Raw genomic sequence first — 18,821 nt, forward strand, 5'->3', positions numbered from 1 at the left:
GAAGAACGCGTCGGTAAGAATCGACCCCTCGGGCGCACGAAAAGGCGAGGGGCTTGAGTCTCCCGTAGGGGGAGGCGCGAGGCTGAGGGCATGGACGGCGAGACGCTCTACTCGATCGGTGATCTGGCTCGGCGGACCGGGCTGACGGTCAAGGCCATCCGGTTCTACTCCGACCGCGGGATCGTGCCGCCGACCGACCGCAGCCCGACCGGCTACCGCCGCTACGGGATCGACGCCGTCGCCCGGCTGGACCTGGTGCGGACGCTGCGCGAGCTGGGACTGGACCTTGCCACGATCCGGAAGGTCGTGGACCGGGAGGTTCCGCTTCCCGAGGTCGCCGCCGCGCACGCCGACGCGCTGGCGGTGCAGATCCGGATGCTGCGCCTGCGGCGCGCGGTGCTGACGGCGGTGGCCAGGCGCGGGTCAACCCCTGAGGAGATGGATCTCATGCACCGGCTGGCCAAGCTCTCCGAGACTGAACGGCGGCGCCTGATCGGGGAGTTCCTCGACACCGTCTTCGGCGGTGTGAACGCCGATCCCGCATTCGTGGGGATCATGCGTTCGATGACGCCCGAGCTGCCCGACAATCCCGAGGCCGAGCAGGTCGAGGCGTGGATGGAGTTGGCCGAACTGTCCCGGGACCCGGATTTCCGCGCCAGCATGCGGCGCATGGCCGAGCAGTATGCGGCCGAGCGCGCCGAGAGCGACAGCCGTGGCGTGCGCCGCGACGCGGCCGCGGTGGTCCGTGACCAGGTCGACCCGGCCCTGGCAGCCGGCGTCGACCCGGCCTCGCCCCAGGCTGATCCGGTCGTCGCGGCAGCCACGGCTCAATACGCGCAGGTCTGTGGTCGCCCCGACGACGTCGACCTTCGGCACCGGCTGTTGATCCAGCTGCAGACCGCGAACGACCCGCGCAGGGAGCGGTACCTCCAGCTACTCTCGGTGATCAACGGCTGGCCTGCCCCGGAGAGCCTGGCACCGGCGCTCGACTGGTTCATCGAAGCCCTGCGCGTCCGGACACCCCACGCGTGACCATCCACCGTGAGGCGCCCGTGACAGGTGGTACCGCCGGTGTCCCGGATCCGCAGCGAGCGCCCGCCAAGGCTCATAGCCTGGGAGGCGGGACCACTTCCGGCAGGATCGACGGAGGACACCGTGACCAAAGCCATCAGGGACGCCCTGGAGGGCGTCAGCGAGATCGACCTCACCGTGACCGGCCGGAAGACCGGGCGGCAGATTTCGCACCCGGTGTGGTTCGTGCAGGAGGAGGAGAGCCTGTTCCTGGTCCCGATCACCGGCTCGGACAGCGACTGGTACAAGAACGTACGTCAGACACCGTTCATCCAGGTGGCCTCGAACGGCACGGCCTTGAGCACCAGCGCCACTCCGATCACCGACGCCGACCGGGTCAACCACGTCGTGGAGATGTTCCGCGACAAGTACGGCGCGGATCAGGTGGAGGCGCACTACCCGAAGCGCGACGTCGCCGTTCAGGTCGCGCTCGGGTAAGCCGCCGGCCCGGCGGGGCCACCGTGGAGCGCCGTCCCGTAGACCGGCTGCTTTCTGCCCGCTCGGTCGGGGCAGGAGCCGTAGCGGCCGCCCACGCCTTCGCGTCCACCATGGTGGGTGGGCTGGCGGGCGCGGAGCGGATCAGCTGGTGATCGTGACGGCGACCGGCAGGCCCTGCTGCACCTCGAGCACCGCCCGCTCCCCCAGCGGTCGCGCCAGCTCCGCGGTGGCGGTCCGGCGTGCTCCGACATCCCCGCACGACTCGCCGTCGCCGTGGCGGTGCTCGATGACGATCACGACGACGGCGTTGGCCGACTCGGCGGCCTCCGCGCTGTAGTCGACGCCGCACGGCTGGCTTCCCGGGCCCGGGGAGCCGGTGAAGGCGACGACCAACCGCCCGCTCGTTGTGCTCCCGGTCGCCGACTCGATCGCCAGCCCACCGCGCGGGTACTCGGGACCCCAGGCCGGTGGCGTCACCACGACGGCACCCGCGCGGGCGACCGCGATCCGGGTCAGCCGCACCGCCGTGCCCTTGAGGGTGTACTCCCAGGCCGGGACCGCCGCCGGGCCGCGCGTGGTGGGAATCCGCACCGTGGTCAGGCGCGCGGCGGTGACCTCCAGGGGTACGCACCCGGAGCAGTCCCCGACGCCCGCCGCTCTCACCTGGGCGAGTGCCTCCTCGGCCGACGCCAGAGGAACGGGTTGCGTCCTGCCGTTCTCCCAGACCACCTTCCCCGTCGGTTGCCCGAGGGCGGGCAGCGCCGTGGCGGGGACGATCCGGCCGGTCAGCAACGCCTGCTTGTTGTTGTCGCCGTTCGCCTGTTCCCAGTCGCCGAGCTGGCCGGTCAGCTCTCCGACCGGCACGAAGGCCTGCGCCCCACCGGCGGCGAGGACCGCCTGGTCATACCGGGTCAGGGCGTCGCGCGCCTGCCGGCGCAACCGGTCCAGGTCATCCCCGCCGGGTCCGCTGCCGGTCGCGCAGCCACCGAGGACGGCCACCGCGATCACGCATACCAGCCAGCGCCGTCCGGCCATCCCCGCTCACCTCCGCGCCCCTTCGACGTCCGCCGGCCCGTTGCGGTTCCCCAGCACGTCTCCCGGCATCGAGAGGTGTTCAGGGGCGGGCCGCCCTTCGACGGAGCCCCATCCGGCCGGCGCGATCCCGCAGCTGCCGCGCCGTCCGGCCCAGCTCGAACGCGATTCGGGCCGCCTCGTACGCCTCGACGGCCCCCGGCTCCGCCACCCGGCGCTCGCGCAGGTCGTCCCACTCCGCCCGATCATCCATCACTCGATCCCCCTCGCCCATGGCCAGCCGCTCTGCGTGCCATCGCTGCGGAGCCCAACGAGGGTCAACGGACCGGGTGGTGGTGCTGTTGGTCACGTTCTGGCCTCAACGAGCACGGCCCAGCTCCGACAGCCCGCGCCGTCAACCAGCGCCACCGCCGCGGTCAGACGTAGCCCGGGCGTCGGGTGCCACCGTGGTCGGCGCACGGCCCGCCCGGTACGCCGGTCATGCTGACCAGGCCGTCCTCGCACTGCACCAGGTAGCCCTTGCCGTTCCAGAACGTGTCCACGCAGTCGAACCAGTCGCAGACGTCCGCGGCCGGGTCGTCGATGTAGGAGCCGCCACAGTAGTTGTAGCCGTACGGGTTCTCCGGTGCGCCGCAGCGGTCCACCGAGGTCGGACTCGGCGAGCCGGTGGACGGGCTCGGGCCGCCGCCGGTGCTGCTGGCCGACGGCCGCCCGGAGGGCCTGGTGGGCGAGGCGCCATCGGTCGGGCCCGGCGAGGTGACCGGCCCGGATCCGGGCACCAGTGCCGTACCGGGGCCGGACGTGCCGGGCGCGGTGGTGGCGTCCGGCTGCGGACCGGCGGTGGGAGCGGTGGAGCTTGGCGGCGCACCGATGGCGGTGGACGGTGAGGGTTCGTCCGGGTCGGTCGAGGCCGCGCCGGGGCGGCCGCCGATGTCCATCCCGACCACCGGCCGGTCCGCCCCGGACCACCGGACCGCGCCCACGACCCCCGCCAGGGCCATCAGCACCGCGACGGCGGCGACCAGCGCCGGAAGGGCGAGGCGGGCGGCGGCCGGAGCTTCGGCGGGCGTGGCCGGCGTCGGTGCCGCCGGTTGGGTACGCCAGTGCGCCACCACCGCCTCGTCGAGCCGGTCCAGCAGCGCACTCCGCTCCCCGACGGCGTCGGCGTACGCGACGGTGAGTCGCAGCCGGAAGGCGGACGCGGCCGTCGGCGGCACCCGTACTCCCCGAATCCGGCCCGCGCCGTGCTCGTGCAGCAGGGTGAACGGCTCCTCCGGATGGTGTGCCACCCCGGTGAGCTGCGGGTACGGCCACTCCCGGACACCCTGGCGCCCGATGAGGATCAGCCGCCGGTCGGTCACCACCGCCATGCCGGCGTCGACCACCGCGATGCCCTTCGTCAGTCCGGGTGACCGGACCGGGTGCGCCACGGGAACGACGGTCAGCTCCGGCGCGGGCAGGCCGGCGGCGTGCCGGGCCGTCACCTCGAGGAGTTCCACCCCGGGGTGCACAGTGGCCACGACCTCGTCGTCGTCCAGGTCCACGGGCAGCCCCACCGGCGTCTCCGCCGGCTGCTCGGGTTCCTCGGCCCGGGCGCAGAACTGCCGTAGCTCGTTGTCGCGTCGACGCCACGCCTCGGCGGCACCCTCGTACGCCGTGCGCCGCCGCTCGTTCTCTCGGGTTACCCAACGGGCCCGCCAGCCCACAGCCGTCCCGTCCGTCGCCACCGGGTCGCCTCTCATCGCGAAGGGGTTCCGCGTCCACCCGGTACAACCGCGCGCGGCGGCGCAGGACACGCCGTAGCCGCCGACCGGTTCGGCTGGTTCCGTGGGGGCCGATTCGTGGAGGTGGCGTCGGATCACGCGGTGCGGCCGCCCCACACCTCCACCGCGCCTGCTCGACGCGGACGCCGACGTCAGCGTCGAGTACCCGTACCGGTTGGCGGGTGGGACCGAACCGCCGATATCCACGGCTGTCCCCGCCCGCCGCGCGGCGATACGGTGCACGCACCGCCTCAGGCCGCGCCCCGCCGACAGGTCGCGACGCCGCCTTACGCGTCCCCATCCGCACCACCGGATCGATCTCACGTCCGACGCCGGCGTAGTCGCCGGGAGAGAGGATCGAAGAGGATGCTCCCGACACCCACCACCTCCCGCTGGCGAGCGGCGAGAATCACCCTTGCCGCCGCCATCGCACTGGTCAGCCTCGGCATTTTCGGCGCGCCCGTTCATGCCCAGGGACAGTCCAAAGTCACCGTGATGACCCGCAACCTCTACCTGGGTGGCGACCTGACGCCGTCCATCGGCGCGCCGACCACGGGCGCGTTCCTGGCCGCGAACTCCGCGCTGTTCAGCCACGTCGGCCTGGTGAACTTTCCCGCCCGGGCGAAGCTGCTCGCCCAGGAGATCACCGAGAACAAGCCGGACCTGGTCGGCCTGCAGGAGGTCGCCCTGTGGCGCACCGGCACGTTCGCTGACCCCGCACCCGCCACCGAGGTTCGGTACGACTACCTGGCGCTGCTCATGGGCGAGCTGAGCCGCTCCGGTCACCCCTACGACGTCGCGGTCGTACAGGCCGAGGCGGATCTGGAGGCGCCCGCGGGCGGGCCGCACTTCCTCGACGTACGGCTCACGATGCGCGACGTGATCCTGGTGCGCCACGGCGGCCGGGTGAAGGTAACCGACTCCTCGTCCGGCACCTTCGCCAACAACCTCACCTTCACGCTCGCCGCAACGGGCGGGACCGTGACCAGCACCCGCGGTTGGACCGCGGTGGACGTGGTGCACGGGCAACGGCCGTTCCGGTTCGTGAACACCCACCTGGAGGCCTTCCACCCCGGTGTCCGGGTGCTGCAGGCGCGCGAACTGCTGGCCGGGCCGCTGGCCACCGCGCCGGGAGACGTCATCCTCGCCGGTGACCTCAACACCGGCCCCGACCTGCCCGTCGCCGAGAACCGGCTCGCCTACGCGGCGCTGATGGCGGGCGGGATGCAGGACACGTGGGAGATCCTGCACCCTGATCTACCCGGCTACACCGCGGGTCTGGGCGACGACCTGAACCAACCCGCCGACGCCGTCGAACACCGCATCGACATGGTCCTGTTCCGGGGTGCGCTCGTACCCGTCTCGGCCCTCATCTTCGGCAACGAGCGGCAGACCCCCGACGGACGGTGGGCATCGGACCACCTCGGCTACCTGGCCGTCCTGGCCCTGCAGTAAGGCGATCGTTGCTCCGGGCTGGCGTCGACGCGCCAGCCCGGAGTTGCCACTGGCGCAGCGCGCCACAGCGTGAGCGGCCCGGCTGTCAGTAGGTCCCGCCCCGCGCCACCTGCGCGGCCACCCGCTCGTGCAGCGCGGCGAGGGCCGGGCTGACGGTGGCGGTGAGCGGCACCGGGTCCGCCAGCCGGCGCGCCGGCTCCGGTAGCCAGGCGAGGTCCGCGTCGAACCGACCGCGCGCGGCGCGTACCTCACCGGCCGGGTCGGCGGCGGCCAGGCGACGGCCGCCGCGCATGACCGGCACGAGCAGCGGCTCGCGGTCGCCCGGTGGGGGCTCGTCGCGCAGCCCCACGACGTCGCCGTTGGCGCTGGTGGGATCGCGGAAGACCTGCTTGGGACCGGGCAGGGTGGCCTTGCCGGGCGACAGCTTGAGCACCGGCCGGTCGCCGACGGCCACCAGCTTGTAGGCGCTGTCCAGGGACGGCGCGTCGAAGGAGACGCCCATCCGGGTGCCGACGCCGTACGCGTCGATCGGTGCGCCCGCGGCGACAAGCGCCGCGATGACGTCCTCGTCGAGGCTGCCGCTGGCCACGATCTGGGCCTGGGTCAGCCCGGCCTCGTCGAGGATCGCGCGGGTCTGCACGGCCAGCGCGGCGAGATCTCCGGAGTCGAGCCGCACGCCCATCGGGCCGGTCAGTCCCAGCTGCGCGATGACCTCGACGGCGGCGCGCACTCCGGCGGGCGTGTCGTAGGTGTCGACGAGAAACACCGGGTTCGTCGGGAAGTCGGTCGCGAACGCGCGGAATGCGGCGCGCTCGTCGGGGAACGCCTCGACGTACGAGTGGGCCATCGTCCCGGACGGCAGCAGCCCGTAGCGTCGAGCGGCCTCGACGTCGCTGGTCGCGGCGAAGCCGGCGATCGCGGACGCCCGCGCCACGGCCGCGCCGGCCTCGATCCCGTGCGTGCGGCGGAACGCGAAGTCGACCAGCTGCGCGTCGCCGGCGGCGAGGCGGCATCGGGCGGCCTTGCTGGCCACCGTGGTGTGAAAGGTGATCAGGTTCAGCACGCCGGTCTCCACCAGCTGCGCCTCGGCGATCGGCGCGGTGACCTCCAGCAGCGGTTCGTCGGCGAACACCACGCGGCCCTCCGGTACGGCCCACACGTCACCGGTGAACCGCAGCCCCGCGAGCGCCGCCAGCGTCGCTTCGTCGAGCCCGACGGTGTCGCGCAGGTAGCCGAGTTCGCCCTCGTCGAACGCGAAGCTCTCCAGGAACGCCAGCGCCTCGGCCAGCCCGGCGGCCACCAGGAAGCCGCGCTGCGGCGGTAGGCGGCGGACGAACAGGCTGAACGTGGCGCGCTCGGCCATGTCCCGGCGCAGGTAGCTGGCCGCCATCCGCAGCTCGTACAGGTCGGTACGCAACCCGGTCACGGTTCCTCCATCGGCACGAGGCACGGTCGACGGGCCGGTGGCATCCCGGGATGCCGTGCCGTCGGGTCAGGAGCGGGCGCCGCGCGCGGGACGGTGGGACAGGGAACTCGGCGCGTTGACGCCGGCGCCGTCGCTGACACTGATGCCCAGCCGCTCGACCAGTTCGCCGCCGAGCCAGGCCGTCATCCCGGACAGGATGATGCCCGCGAAGCTGCAGATCAGGGCCAGGGCGTTCGGCTCCCAGTTCTCCGCGGACGCCCGTGCCAACCAGCTCACCGCGAACAGCAGCACGACGACGACGTTGCCGCTGCCGTGGATCGCGCCGACGCGCTTGGCGCGGGTACCGGACGGGATGGCCCGCCAGTCGGTGAACCCGAAGACCGCGGCGACGAGACCGCCGATGACGCCGGCGCCGATGATGTACCCGGCGGAGATCTGGAATCCAGCGCGGTCCGTGATCAGATACAGGACGTCGAAGATCACCGCTGTGGCGAACAGCCCCAGCGGGAACACGATCATCATGGGATGGATCCCGTGGCCCATCGCCTTGGCTCGACTTTCCACCGCGACCACCCTATCTGAGGGGATATGTCCGGCGCGGGTACCCCTTCGGGTCGCTGGTACACCTACCGGCGATGAACACGTCGTCGCCGGCCACCTCGCCCGGGTCCGCTCACCCCCGACGGATCAGACTGTCGAGGGCGACGGTGGGATCGGCCAGGCGGTCGAGGTCGACGGGCTGCCGGGAGCGGATCAGCTCCCCGATCGGGCCGGTCACCTCCCAGACGTTGACGTTCATGCCCGCCAGCACCCGCCCCTGCGCCGTCCAGAACGCGATGAACTCGCCGCTGGTGAGCTCGCCGCGGACGACGATGCGGTCGTAGGAGCCGGGCGGGGCGTGGCCGGTGTACTCCATGCCCAGCTCGTACTGGTCGGTGTAGAAGTAGGGCAGCCGGTCGTAGCTGACGGCCTGACCGAGCATGCCGCGGGCGGCGGCGGGACCGGAGTGCAGGGCGTTCGCCCAGTGCTCGACCCGCACCCGGGTGCCCAGCATCGGGTGCTGGGCGTTGGCCAGGTCGCCGGCGGCCCAGATGTCCGGATCGCTGGTACGCAGGGTGTCGTCGACGAGGACCCCGTTGTCGACAGCGAGGCCGGCCTGTTCGGCGAGTTCGGTGTTGGGCTGGACGCCGACGCCGACGACGACGAGGTCGGCGGGCAGGACCGTGCCGTCGGCGAGCAGCACCGCGCTGACCCGGTTCGACCCCTGGAACTCGTGGACCTGGGTGCCGAAGTGGAAGGTGACCCCGTGGGCGCGGTGCAGGTCGGCGAAGACGGTGGCGAGCTGGTCGCCGAGGACGTTCTGCAGGGGCAGGTCGGCGGTCTCGACGACGGTGACGGTGGCGCCGCGGGTGCGCGCGGCGGCCGCCACTTCCAGGCCGATCCAGCCGGCGCCGACGATGACGACGTTCGCCCCGTCGACGAGGGCTTCGGAGATGCGGTCGCTGTCGGCGAGGGTACGCAGCCGCAGCACGCCGTCGAGGTGCGCGCCGGGAACCGGCAGGGTCCGGGCCCGTGACCCGGTGGCCAGCAGCAGCCTGTCGTAGTGGAAGCGCTGCCCGTCGGCCACCGTGACCTGCCGGGACCGGCGGTCGAGGGCGGTGACCCGGGTGCCGGTACGCAGGTCGACGTCGTGGTCGACGTACCAGCCGGCGTCGTGCACGTAGACGCTGTCGCGCTCGCTGGTGCGCAGCAGCAGGCCCTTGGACAGTGCCGGCCGTTCGTACGGGCGCTCGGTCTCCTCGCCGAACAGGACGATCCTGCCGTCGAATCCCTCCTCGCGGAGGGTCTGCGCGGCTCTGGCTCCGGCCAGCCCGGCCCCGACGATCACGAACGGACGCTGCTGGGTCACGGATTCTCCTAGCGGGACGTGTCAGGCGCGGGCGCCGACTCCGGTGAGGGTGAAGAACTCGGCGCGGGAGCGCGAGTCGTCGCGCAGCGCGCCGAGCAGCGTGGAGGTGATGGTGGTGGCGCCGACCGCCTGCACCCCACGCAGGGTCATGCACAGGTGTTGCGCCTCGACGACCACCCCGACGCCTCTCGGGCGCAGGTGGGCGGTGAGCCAGTCGGCGATCTGCTTGGTCAGCCGTTCCTGGACCTGCGGGCCGTGGGCGAAGAGTTCCGCCACCCGGGCGAGTTTGGACAGCCCGAGGATCCGCTCGCCGGGCAGGTACCCGACGTGGGCGACGCCGATGAACGGCAGCAGGTGGTGCTCGCACACCGAGCGGATCGGGATGGACCGGGCGACGACGAGCTCGTCGTAGCCCTCGTCGTTGGCGAAGGTGGTGAGCCGGAACTCGCGCGGGGTGAGCAGTTCGGCGTAGGCGCGGGCCATCCGGCCCGGCGTTTCGGCCAGCCCGTCGGCGTCGAGGTTCACGCCGAGTGCCGCCAGGAAGGCGGCCGCGGCCTGTTCGGCGGCGACCAGGTCCCTGGTGGCTGGCCGCCGGTCGACCTGTAGCGGACTGAGGGCCACTTCGACTCCCATCGACGGACGGTGGGTGGTGGACGCTCGGCCCATCAGTCCCATGTGGACCACCCACCCGTTTTCGCCAACCAACGTTGTTGTTATTCATGCTGTACCCGGCGCGGCAGAATTTCAATAGCCGGCGCTGGTGATAATCTCGGTGGGATGCCGGACCGATGGACAGCCGTAGCCGCGCTCGCCGATCCGTCCCGGCGCGCGCTGTACGACCACGTGCGCCATCAGGACCACCCCGTCACTCGCGAGGAGGCCGCCGACGCCACCGGGATCACCCGCGGGCTGGCCGCCTTCCACCTGGACAAGCTCGTCGACGCCGGCCTGCTGCGGGCCCGCTATCAGGCCCCACCCGACCAGCCGAGAGGCCGGGGCCGCAGCCCCAAGGTGTACGAGCCGGCAGGGGACGGTCTCGCCGTCACGATCCCGGAACGCCGCTACGAACTGATCGCCGAGATCCTCGCCGACGCGGTCGTCGACGACCCGGCCCACGCCGACGACGCCGCGCGTCGGCTCGCCGGGCAGCGCGGCCGCAGCCTGGGCGCCGGACTGGCCGAGGACGGGTGCGACGTCCTGTCGGCGCTGGGCGGCCTCGGATTCGAGCCGCGGCCCGACGCGCAGCGGCGGGTGCTACTGCGCAACTGCCCGTTCCACGCCCTGGCCACCCGGCACACCGCACTGGTCTGCGGGCTGAACCACGCCTTCCTCACCGGCCTGCTCGAAGGGCTCGGCGCCGCCGATGTCGACGCCCGCCTGGCCCCCCGCCCCGGTGCCTGCTGCGTGGAGTTGAACACCTCAGGCGCGGCGAAGTAGCCACCGCGGTCGTACCCGCTCCACCGCACCGGCGGCCGCGGTCATCCCGCGGTGGGTGTGGCCTTCAGGTTCAGCAGCCCGGCGTCGACGACGGCGCGGCTGAGCGGCCGCGCCGCTTCCGCGAGCCGCGCACACCCGTCCTCGCCTAGCACCCGGTAGGCCGGTTCGGCGAGAGCGTCGGTCCGGTCCTCGACCGACTGTCGCAGCTCCCGGCCCGCGTCGGTGAGGGCCAGGTCGTCGGCGTCACCGGCGGCCAGCAGGCCGCGGGACCGCAGCCCGTCCACCGCCGCGGCCCACTCGTCGCTGGTCCAGCCGCGACTGCGGAGCAGGAACCGCACCGGTACGTCACCGGTCGCGGCGTGCAGCACGAGCGCGTCGAGGCCGGTGACGCCCGCGACGACGAGGGCGTTCACGTGCCCGTCGCCGCGGAACTCGCGCAGCAGCGTCTGCGCGTGCCACAGCACCAGGTGCGGCTCGTCCGGCCACGGCAGCGCCGCGTGGGCGGCGAAGAGCGGACGTCCGGGCAGCTGCTCGCACGCCGACTCGGCGGCCCGGCGGGCCAGCTCGGCCGCCTCGGCGACGGCATCGGCTGCGCCCTCCAGAGCCGAGAAGGCCCGGCTCAGGGCCGCGGCCGCGGCGTCCAGGCGGGCGCGCAGCACGCTCGCCGGGTCGGCGCGCTCCCACGCGGCGGGCAGCGCCACGCGTACCAGTGCGGGCTTGAAGTTGAAGAACGTCGCGATGACCGGCTCGGCCGGCACCGCACCGAACGCGGCCGACCGGGACGCGAAGTAGCCCGTCAGGCCGTCCAGACCCAGCGCGTCGTACCGTTGCCGCGCCTCGGGGGCGAAATAGATCATGGCGTGGATCGGTTCGGCTCGGCGCCACGCGGCGCGGGCGATGGCGGGGTCGAGGGGGGATCGGGCCACTGCAACTCCTTGCATCACTGTTCGACGACGGTCACCTGCGGGGTCTTCAGCACGGGTCAGGGGGTCCGGTCCTGCGCGAAGCGCCACCGTAGCTCCCGCTTGAGGACCTTCATGCTCGGACCCAACGGGAACTCGTCGACGAACTCCACCCGCCGCGGGTACTTGTGGCGGCCCACGTGCTCGCGCGCCCATTCGATGATCTCGTCGGCGGTCACCTCCGCCGCCGGGATGATCACCGCGCAGACCTCTTCGCCGTGCGTCGGATGGGGTACGCCGACCACCGCCACCTGCCCGATCGCCGGGTGGCGCAGCAGCGCCTCCTCGACCTCCCGCGGGTAGACGTTGAATCCGCCCCGGATGATGAGGTCCTTCTTCCGGTCGACGATCGTGACGAAGCCGGCCTCGTCCCTCGTGCCGAGGTCGCCCGTGCGGAACCAGCCGTCCCGGAGGACCTCCGCGGTCGCCCGTGGCTGGCCGAGGTAGCCGGCGAAGACGTTGTGCCCACGGATGACGATCTCGCCGACCTCGCCCGGCGGGAGCAGTTCGACGTGGTCCTCCCGGTCGGCCCGGGCCACCTCGACGTCGACGCCCCAGATGGGACAGCCGACGGTGCCCGGCCGCGCGCCGAAGGTCGGCTGGTTGGTGGTGGCCACCGGGGAGGTCTCGGACAGGCCGTAGCCCTCGTAGACGGTCGTCGTGAACGTCGCCGCGACCTCGTCCAGCACGCTGAGCGGCAGCGACGCGCCGCCGGAGACACACAGCCGCAGCGACGGGCGCGGTGCGCCCCGGCGGGCCGCGTCGAGCAGCGCGATGTACATGGTGGGCACGCCGAGGAACGCCGTCACGCCGTGCGCGACCATCAGCTCCAACGCCTGGACCGGATCGAAGCGCGGCTGGAGCACGAGCGTGGCGGCGGCGCGGAACGCGGTGTTCATCGCGGCGGTCTGCCCGAAGCTGTGGAACAGCGGCAGGCAGCCGAGGAGCACGTCGTCGCGGCGTACCCCGAGGTCGTCGAAGGCGTTGACGGTGGCGTTCATCGTCAGGTTGAAATGGGTCAGCACCGCCCCCTTCGGCCGACCCGTGGTGCCGCTGGTGTAGAGCACCACGGCGGGGTCGTCCGGCGCGGTCGGCACCAGCCCCGCCCGCGGCGCCAGCCGAGCGGCCGCCGCGGCCAGCGAGTCCGGATCGGCCGGATCCAGCGGGACCGCCGGCACCCCGGCCAGCTCCGCCGCCTTCACGGCCGTCGCCGGATCACCGCCGCCGTGCACCAGGGCACGGGCGTGGCTGTCGCGCAGGACGAACGCCACCTCCTCAGCGGTCAACAGCAGGTGGATCGGCACCACGACCGCGCCGAGCGAGAGGATCGCGTAGTAGGCGCGCGGGAAGTCCGGCACGTTCGCGGCCATCAGCGCGACATGGTCACCGGGGCGTACCCCCCGCTCGGCCAGCGCCGCGGCGTAGCCCCGGGTCTGCGCCCACAGCTCCGCGTACGTGACCCGTTCGTCGCCGCAGACGATCGCGGGGTGCGCGGGTCGGCGGCGGGCGGACTCGGCCAGGACGGTAGCCAGCGACAGTTGGGCCATGGTTCCTCGCTGTCGAAGGGGAGGGGCGGCGTCGCGGACCGGACGCGGGGTGGGGGTCCACTGATCGAAGACCGGCGGGCCGGCGAAATCAAAGACGAGCCGTCACCCGCCCCATAGGCGGCGGCTATGGGGGCGGCGCGCACCCACGGCGGCACCGCGTCGCCGGTCTACTCCGGCCCGGGCAGCAGTTCCAGCAGCGCCTGGGCGGCCGGCGACAACCGCCCGGACCGGTGGACCAGCGCGAACCGGCAGACCACCGGTGGGTCCAGCGCCCGCACGACGGCCCCGCCGCGGGCCGCCTCGTCGGCGTACCACCGGGTCAGGAACGCGGCGCCGGCCTGGGCCAGCACCATGGGTACGACGGCCTCGCGGTGCCGGGTCACCGCCGCGCGCCGCATCCGCACACCGGCCGTGGCGAGCGCGGCCAGGACCGTCGCGCGCAGCGCGCTGTGCCCCTGGATGTCGATCACCGGGGTGTCCTGGAGCGCCCCCAGCGGCAGCGGCCCGTCCGGAGCGGGCGTGCCGGGCGGCAGCACCGCCCACACCTGCTGCGCGCCCAACTCCCGCACGGGCAGCCGAAGGTCGGGGATGGGCAGGTACGTCAGAGCCAGCTCGCAGCTTCCGTCGCGGACGAGCCGGGCCAGGTCCTCGTCGTCGCGGGGCTCCAGCACGCGCACCGCGAGGCCGGGGAAGCGTCGCCGCAGGGTGGCGATCGCCGGGGTGAGGGGGTCGACGGTCAGTGCGGCGTGCGCGGCGATGTCGAGCCGCCCGGTGCGCAGGTTCACCACGTCGGCGACGGCGGCCCGGGCGGCGGTGGCGTCCTGAAGGACCTGCCGGGCCGGGGCGACCAGCGCCTCGCCGCCGACGGTGAGGACCAGGCCGCGCCCGGTGCGGTGGAACAGCTCGATGCCGAGTTCGCGTTCCAGCCCCCGGATCGCCTGGGACAGGGAGGGCTGGGCGATGCGGATGGCCGCGGCCGCGCGGGTGACGCCGCCGTGGTCGACGACGGCGAGGAAGTACTCCAGCTGGCGCAGGTCGACCGTCATCGCCCCGCCCGGCACCTGGTGCGGGCGTGCGCCACGAACGCGCGGGCGGCCGGCGACAGTGGACCGGGCCGGTGCACCAGCCCGTACGCCTGCCGCAGCGGCGGGTCGACCGGGCGCACGACGGCGCCGAGCGAGGCGGCCGCGTGCGCGGTCTCCCGCACCAGGAAGGCGGCGCCGGCGCCGCCGAGGACGAGCGGCGCGAGCGCCTCCGGATGCGCCACCTCGACCACCAGCCGGGTGCGGACGCCCTGATCGCGCAGCGCCCGCTCGACGTCGTCCCGTTGCCAGTTCCCACGCGGCACCCCGAGGACGTCGGCGCCGTGCAGCCGGGCCAGCGGCACGGCGTCACCCGGGCCGACGTCGGTGCCGGGCGGGAACGCCAACCACAGCTCCTGCACGCCGAGTTCGACCACGTGGAGCCCGAGGTGCGGCAGGGGCAGGTGGGTCAGGCCCAGCTCGCTGTGCCCGTCCCGGACGAGGATGTGCAGGCCGTCGTCGGTCTCCGGCTCGTCGATGTGGACGACGATGTGCGGTTTCTCGCGCCGGAAGGAGCCGACCAGGGAGGCTCCCGGGTAGGCCGCCAGCACGGGCACGGCGACCAGGTCGAGGGCGGGCGTGGCTCGGGCGCGCGACCCCACCGCCTCGCGGGCGGCGGTGATGCCACGCAGCATCTGCCGGGCCGGGCCGACGAAGGCCCTGCCCGCGTAGGAGAGCACCAACCCGTGCGGGACCCGGTGGAACAGCTCGGCGCCGAGTTCGCGTTCGAGCGCGCGCATCGACTGCGACAGCGTCGGCTGGGCGACGTCGAGGGCCGAGGCCGCCCGACTGAAGCCACCGTGCTCGGCTACCGCGAGGAAGTAGGAGACCTGCCTGACGTCCAATGCGTTCCCGATGACTCAGCTAGGGCCCGGTCAGCACGGATGTTACCGGTAGGTCACCGCGCAGTGCTCCCTGCCGTGATCGTTCCTCCCCACCGCCGCGCCGCTACAACCGGATGGAGGCGGTGGCCGCCGCGCCGGCCCCGGCACTGTTGACGGCCCGCACCGTGACGGTGTAGGTGGTCTTGCGGGACAGGCCGGAGAAGGTGGCAGTCGTGGTGCCGGCGGGCAGCGTGAGGAACCGGCCGCCCGGTTCGAGGGTGACCTCGTAGCCGGTCACGGCAGCGCCGCCGTTGTAGGCGGGCGGTGACCAGCGGGCGGTGATCGACGAGCCCGACTTGCGCAGCTGCAGGGCCTCGGGCGCACCGGGTGGGCTGGTGCCGCCCGGGCCCGTCTCGTAGGCGCCCATGTCGATGCGGGCGACGCCGTCGCCGTTGCCGTCGGTGACGCGCGGGGCGCCGGCCAGGTCGGTCGCGGTGAGCCAGTAGTCGCCCACCGGGTAGCCGGCGTCGACGGCAGCGGACTCGGGGCGTACCCGGAAATCGGAGCCGGCGGCCACGAAGGCCGGGTCGGCGTCCACGACGCCGCCGGCGCCCGGGGCGACGCCGCACGGTCCGGACTCGCCCTCGTAGAGTGGCGCGGACCTGCCGTTCCAGACCAGGCTGTCCGTCATGCCCCACGGGTCCGGCAGCGGGCCGCGACACCGCAGCACCGGCGAGCCCGCTCCGGCGACCAGCGCGCTGCCGGCGATCTGCACCGGCGCTGCGTACCACAGGTCGATGGCGGGCCCGCCGCCGCTGACGATGGTGTTGTTGACGACGTTGAGGCCGAGCCCTTCACCGGGCAGGGAGGACGGCAGCGAACCACCGATGGCGGCCTTGTTGTTGCCTTCGATGAGGTTGCCGACCAACTCGACGGCGTTCGCGTTCACCAGGGCGATCCCGCCGCCCTCGCCCCCGATGGCCTCGTTGTCACGGATGATGTTGTGCTCGATCCGCACCCGGCCTGCGGCGTAGAGCCCGATGCCGCCGCCGTTGTGCTGCTTGTTGCGCTCGATGGTGTTGCCGCGAATCAGCGGGATGCCCGGGTTGTCGTCCCCCTGGATGCTGATGCCGCCGCCGTACGGGTAGTAGCAGCCATCCACGGCGTTGTCGCGGATGATGTTGTTCTCGATCAGCGGCGCACTGAACTCCGCGTAGATCGCGCCGCCGCCGCAGAGCCGCGTCTGTTCCACCACGTTGCCGACGATTGACGGGTCGGCGTACCAGGACCACACCGCCCCTTCCGGGTAGGGCCACTCCGCCGGCCCCCTGCCGCCGTGCCGGATGGTGAACCCTTCGACCCGCGCCGCGCGGGTCTCCCCGCCGGTGAACCGCACCGCCGGGGCGACGCCTCCGCCGTCGAGCAGGGTCACGCTCGGGCCGCCGGTCGACTTCAGCGTCACGTCCTTGCCGCGGAACGTCAGATTCTCCAGGTACGTCCCTGGTTCGACCAGGACCGTGCCGCCAGCCGGAGCCGCGTCGAGGGCGGCCTGGATGCTCTCTCCCGAGCTGACCAGTGTTCCCGTGGCCGCCGCTTGCACGGGACCGCCAGGAAGCACGACATTCGTCGTCAATGCCACGAGGGCGACAGCGAGCCGCAACATGTCCGGACTGTACCCCTGCACCCGCGCCGCCGCCGATCGTTCCTATCGCGACACTGCCCGCTCGTGCGGCGGGCCAGCCGTAGCGTGGCCGGCTGGGCTGATCGGCGCTCGCCGAAGTGTCACAGCCGAGCCCTAGCCTTTCGCTGACCACAGTCGAAGGAGGCCGTTCCCATGCTCGACCACCTGGGCATCCAGTGCCGTGACGTGTCCGCCAGCGCCGCGTTCTACGACGCCGTCCTCGCCGCGTTGAGCGCGCGCCGGCTGATGGAGTTCGGCGACGTGCTCGGCTACGGCGTCGACCGGCCGGACTTCTGGCTCAGCCCCATGACGTCCCCGGGTGCGGCTCACGAGGCGCACATCGCCTTCACGGCGCCGGATCGCGCCGCCGTGCAGGCGTTCCACGACGCCGCGGTCGCCGCCGGCGCCGAGGTGCTGCACGCGCCCCGGCTCTGGCCGGAGTACCACCCGACCTACTTCGGCGCGTTCGTCCGCGACCCGGACGGCAACAACGTCGAGGCCGTCTGCCACGCCCCGGAGTGACGAGGCCGGCGGCCTAGCCGGGATCCCGCCTCGGGTACGCGCGCACCGCGCGCTCCCACTGGTCGGCGGCGGTCAGCACCTGCGCGGCGGAGACCCGCAACGGCACGGGATACACCTGGGCCAGCGGCGGCCGTTCGATCCACGGCGGCAGCGACTCGTAGGAGAAGACGGCGGTCAGCTCGACCCGTCCCACGCCGGTGACCAGCGACTGGAAGCTCAAGTTCGGCTCCACCGCGTGCCAGGCGGCGCGGTCACCGAAATCCGCCACACCCTGCCGCCGCAGCCACCCCGCGAGGTCCACTGCCTCCTCCGTGGTCATACACGGCTGCCGCCAGGACCAGGCGCGGCCGCCTGCGGTACGCACCTCGGCGGCGACGAACAGCCAGTCGTCATCGTCGGGAGTCTCCGGCGGCGGCCCCTGGTAGCCGGTCGGTCGGAGGCGCAGCCACGCACCGTCGTCCGATCGGATCTCCACGGCTCAGCCCCGCCCGAGCAGGGTGACGGCCTGCGACAGCCAGTGCGGCACGTCGGCGTCGTGGTACACCCGCTCGCTCGGCTCGATCCCGGCGAGGAAGGCCGCGTACACGGCCGCCGACCGCAGCGCCGCGACCGGCCGCAGCAGCTCCACGGCCCGTTCCGGCTCGCAGCCGGGCGCGTCGGCCCGCCACCGGGCGCACCAGGCGGCCACCAGCGCGTCCGAGGCGTCGGCAGGAAGCCCGATGGTCAGTACCAGGATGTCGAAGGCCGGGTGCCCGACGAACGAGTCGCCCCAGTCGATGATGACCCGCCGGTCACCGTCGCTGCGGACGTTGCCGGGGTGCAGGTCGCCGTGCACCAGGGTGTCCGGCATGCCACACCGCCGGGCCTGCGCCAGCCGCTCCTCCAGCCCGTCCAGCACGGTGTCGGCGTGGTGCGGGGCGAGCGCGGCGCGGATCCAGCGGGCCAGGGCGGCGCCGCGCAGGTCGGGCACCCCGGCCGCCACCAGGTCGTCGGTGAGGGGCAGCGCGCGCATCTGGAGGGCGTGCTGGTCGGCGGCGATGGCGTCGCGTTCGGCCGGGTCCGCCCCGTAGCGGTCCTCCCCCGGCACGTGGTCGAGCAGCATCCGCCCGTCGTCGCCCGCGGCGAGCAGCGGCGGCACCAGGCCGGGCGTGACCGCGCCGAGCCGGCGCAGCACCGCCGCCTCGTGCCGGAAGAAGCCGGGTACCTGCTTGAGCCAGGCCGGGCCGTGCGGACCGTCGAGCCGCCAGATCGCCGACAGGTTCCAGGTGCGCCGCTGCGCCACCTCCTTCGCCGGCCGGCCGAGGCGGTCGAGGGCGGCGGTGGCCCACCCGACGGTGGCGGCCGGTCCGCCCGGCTCGGCGTAGGGCGCGCGCAGCGGGTGCGGCGGGAGTTCCAGGTCCACCGGTCGCAGCGGCACGGCGGGTGGGGCGGCCACCTCGGCCAGGTACGTCACCGCGCCGCCGATCCCCGGCCGGTCGCTGACGCCGGACAGCAGCCGCAGCACCGCGACCTCGACGGGCGCACCGCAGACGACCGCGTCGACCTCCTGCCACCAGGGAGTCGGCACCTCGTACGGAGGCAGTGCCCCGAGCAGCCGGCCGGCGGGGTCGACCAGGACGAGGGTCACGGTGCGGGTCACGGTCGCCGACGGTAGTGCCGGGGCGAGGTCAGC

General features: G+C 73.4%; 19 protein-coding genes. 5 read left to right on the plus strand and 14 right to left on the minus strand.

Going from position 1 to position 18,821, the window contains the following annotated elements:
- Positions 1-90: 90 nt before the first annotated feature.
- A complete protein-coding gene (locus GA0074696_RS27480; protein WP_088963761.1) occupies positions 91-1,032 on the plus strand; it encodes a MerR family transcriptional regulator in 942 nt (313 codons plus the stop codon).
- A gap of 123 nt (positions 1,033-1,155) precedes the next feature.
- Positions 1,156-1,509 carry a nitroreductase/quinone reductase family protein gene (locus tag GA0074696_RS27485; protein ID WP_088963762.1) on the plus strand — a complete coding sequence of 118 codons (354 nt, stop codon included), beginning with the start codon at positions 1,156-1,158 and terminating at the stop codon, positions 1,507-1,509.
- Positions 1,510-1,650: 141 nt separating this feature from the next.
- Here the strand turns inward: GA0074696_RS27485 and GA0074696_RS27490 are convergent, their stop codons facing one another.
- The 3 genes from GA0074696_RS27490 to GA0074696_RS27495 all read right to left on the minus strand — a co-directional run bounded on the left by GA0074696_RS27490 (position 1,651) and on the right by GA0074696_RS27495 (position 4,283).
- Positions 1,651-2,544, minus strand: coding sequence for a hypothetical protein (locus tag GA0074696_RS27490; protein ID WP_088963763.1), 894 nt, complete (start codon positions 2,542-2,544; stop codon positions 1,651-1,653).
- Between the two features lie 79 nt (positions 2,545-2,623).
- On the minus strand, positions 2,624-2,794 hold the full coding sequence (locus GA0074696_RS31020) for a hypothetical protein (protein ID WP_157746131.1): 171 nt from the start codon (positions 2,792-2,794) through the stop codon (positions 2,624-2,626).
- A 163-nt stretch (positions 2,795-2,957) separates the two neighbouring features.
- On the minus strand, positions 2,958-4,283 hold the full coding sequence (locus GA0074696_RS27495) for a hypothetical protein (protein WP_088963764.1): 1,326 nt from the start codon (positions 4,281-4,283) through the stop codon (positions 2,958-2,960).
- Positions 4,284-4,670: 387 nt separating this feature from the next.
- Here GA0074696_RS27495 and GA0074696_RS27500 point away from each other — a divergent pair, with 387 nt between their 5' ends.
- Entirely contained in the window at positions 4,671-5,759 is a 1,089-nt protein-coding gene (locus GA0074696_RS27500) for an endonuclease/exonuclease/phosphatase family protein (RefSeq protein ID WP_088963765.1), read from the plus strand.
- 85 nt (positions 5,760-5,844) lie between these two features.
- On the opposite strand, the gene GA0074696_RS27505 is transcribed toward GA0074696_RS27500, so the two are convergent.
- The 4 genes from GA0074696_RS27505 to folE all read right to left on the minus strand — a co-directional run bounded on the left by GA0074696_RS27505 (position 5,845) and on the right by folE (position 9,727).
- Complete coding sequence (locus tag GA0074696_RS27505; RefSeq protein ID WP_088963766.1) at positions 5,845-7,185, minus strand: nicotinate phosphoribosyltransferase; 1,341 nt, start codon at positions 7,183-7,185, stop codon at positions 5,845-5,847.
- Positions 7,186-7,251: 66 nt separating this feature from the next.
- The gene (locus GA0074696_RS27510) at positions 7,252-7,758 is read right to left on the minus strand and encodes a DUF2231 domain-containing protein (RefSeq protein WP_231925170.1); all 507 of its coding nucleotides are present in this window, start codon (positions 7,756-7,758) and stop codon (positions 7,252-7,254) included.
- 100 nt (positions 7,759-7,858) lie between these two features.
- Positions 7,859-9,094, minus strand: a complete 1,236-nt coding sequence (locus tag GA0074696_RS27515) for an NAD(P)/FAD-dependent oxidoreductase (RefSeq protein WP_088963767.1) — start codon at positions 9,092-9,094, stop codon at positions 7,859-7,861.
- 21 nt (positions 9,095-9,115) lie between these two features.
- Positions 9,116-9,727 carry a GTP cyclohydrolase I FolE gene (folE, locus tag GA0074696_RS27520; RefSeq protein ID WP_088964848.1) on the minus strand — a complete coding sequence of 204 codons (612 nt, stop codon included), beginning with the start codon at positions 9,725-9,727 and terminating at the stop codon, positions 9,116-9,118.
- 144 nt (positions 9,728-9,871) lie between these two features.
- Here folE and GA0074696_RS27525 point away from each other — a divergent pair, with 144 nt between their 5' ends.
- Positions 9,872-10,531: a helix-turn-helix transcriptional regulator gene (locus GA0074696_RS27525; RefSeq protein ID WP_088963768.1), complete on the plus strand. Its 660-nt coding sequence runs from the start codon at positions 9,872-9,874 to the stop codon at positions 10,529-10,531.
- A gap of 41 nt (positions 10,532-10,572) precedes the next feature.
- Here the strand turns inward: GA0074696_RS27525 and GA0074696_RS27530 are convergent, their stop codons facing one another.
- The 5 genes from GA0074696_RS27530 to GA0074696_RS27550 form a co-directional block, all read right to left on the minus strand.
- Entirely contained in the window at positions 10,573-11,457 is an 885-nt protein-coding gene (locus GA0074696_RS27530) for an SCO6745 family protein (RefSeq protein WP_231925171.1), read from the minus strand.
- Positions 11,458-11,513: 56 nt separating this feature from the next.
- A complete protein-coding gene (locus GA0074696_RS27535) occupies positions 11,514-13,040 on the minus strand; it encodes a long-chain-fatty-acid--CoA ligase (protein WP_088963770.1) in 1,527 nt (508 codons plus the stop codon).
- Between the two features lie 167 nt (positions 13,041-13,207).
- On the minus strand, positions 13,208-14,086 hold the full coding sequence (locus tag GA0074696_RS27540; protein WP_088963771.1) for a LysR family transcriptional regulator: 879 nt from the start codon (positions 14,084-14,086) through the stop codon (positions 13,208-13,210).
- Positions 14,083-14,967 carry a LysR family transcriptional regulator gene (locus GA0074696_RS27545; RefSeq protein ID WP_088963772.1) on the minus strand — a complete coding sequence of 295 codons (885 nt, stop codon included), beginning with the start codon at positions 14,965-14,967 and terminating at the stop codon, positions 14,083-14,085. Before GA0074696_RS27545 ends, GA0074696_RS27540 begins: the two co-directional genes overlap by 4 nt.
- Positions 14,968-15,070: 103 nt before the next feature.
- Complete coding sequence (locus GA0074696_RS27550; RefSeq protein ID WP_157746132.1) at positions 15,071-16,609, minus strand: fibronectin type III domain-containing protein; 1,539 nt, start codon at positions 16,607-16,609, stop codon at positions 15,071-15,073.
- Between the two features lie 171 nt (positions 16,610-16,780).
- Between GA0074696_RS27550 and GA0074696_RS27555 the strand changes: the two genes are divergently transcribed.
- On the plus strand, positions 16,781-17,149 hold the full coding sequence (locus GA0074696_RS27555; RefSeq protein ID WP_088963774.1) for a VOC family protein: 369 nt from the start codon (positions 16,781-16,783) through the stop codon (positions 17,147-17,149).
- A 13-nt stretch (positions 17,150-17,162) separates the two neighbouring features.
- Here GA0074696_RS27555 and GA0074696_RS27560 read toward each other — a convergent pair whose 3' ends face one another.
- A complete protein-coding gene (locus GA0074696_RS27560; RefSeq protein ID WP_088963775.1) occupies positions 17,163-17,624 on the minus strand; it encodes a WapI family immunity protein in 462 nt (153 codons plus the stop codon).
- A gap of 3 nt (positions 17,625-17,627) precedes the next feature.
- A complete protein-coding gene (locus GA0074696_RS27565; RefSeq protein ID WP_088963776.1) occupies positions 17,628-18,788 on the minus strand; it encodes an aminoglycoside phosphotransferase family protein in 1,161 nt (386 codons plus the stop codon).
- Positions 18,789-18,821 lie beyond the last annotated feature (33 nt).

The sequence above is a fragment of the Micromonospora purpureochromogenes genome, from assembly GCF_900091515.1.
Lineage (GTDB): Bacteria > Actinomycetota > Actinomycetes > Mycobacteriales > Micromonosporaceae > Micromonospora > Micromonospora purpureochromogenes.